This is a genomic window from Achromobacter sp. Marseille-Q0513 (assembly GCF_018195695.1).
Taxonomy (GTDB): Bacteria; Pseudomonadota; Gammaproteobacteria; order Burkholderiales; family Burkholderiaceae_B; genus Achromobacter.
In genome coordinates this window covers 1-466 of the sequence record NZ_JAGTJY010000513.1, presented here as the reverse complement: position 1 = coordinate 466, position 466 = coordinate 1, and the positions used below count along the sequence as shown (strand labels likewise).

Genomic DNA, 466 nt, shown 5'->3' with positions numbered 1-466 from the left:
GAATAATCTGTTAAACGACCCTTCCTTCAAAAAAGCCATAGATAAAGGGATGGTTCAATATTTGGGAGAAAGAAAGTGAAGTGCAATTCGTTGATGTTGAAAGGATTGAGAAAAAGTAGATGGGATGATTTGATTCTTCCAGATCAACTTCGTTCATGGCTGCGGGATGGGTTTGTCAGAAAATACGATTGTGTATTTTTGAATGAGTTGTTGAAATTTTTCTCGGGTAATAATGATTTTGTTGACAAAACAGGGCTTGAGTGTTTTGTTAATTCTTTTCATATTGATGATTATGTGGAAGAAAGATTTCTGGACTACGCCTGTTTGTTCTGCAATACGATTTTACAAAAATGGGAAATGGAGGGTGGTGATGAAATTTTGAATGTGATTGTCTCCATGGATGATTTTGGCGCTGTTGTAAGATTTCATATTAAGCGTTCTGGTGAGAGTTGGTTAAGCAGTGATC

General features: G+C 36.3%; 1 protein-coding gene. It reads left to right on the top strand.

Annotated elements, in window-relative coordinates; genetic code table 11:
- Positions 1-93: 93 nt before the first annotated feature.
- Positions 94-466, top strand: a 373-nt coding sequence (locus KDH83_RS31540; protein ID WP_212323103.1) for a hypothetical protein, incomplete at its 3' end; no start/stop codon positions are given.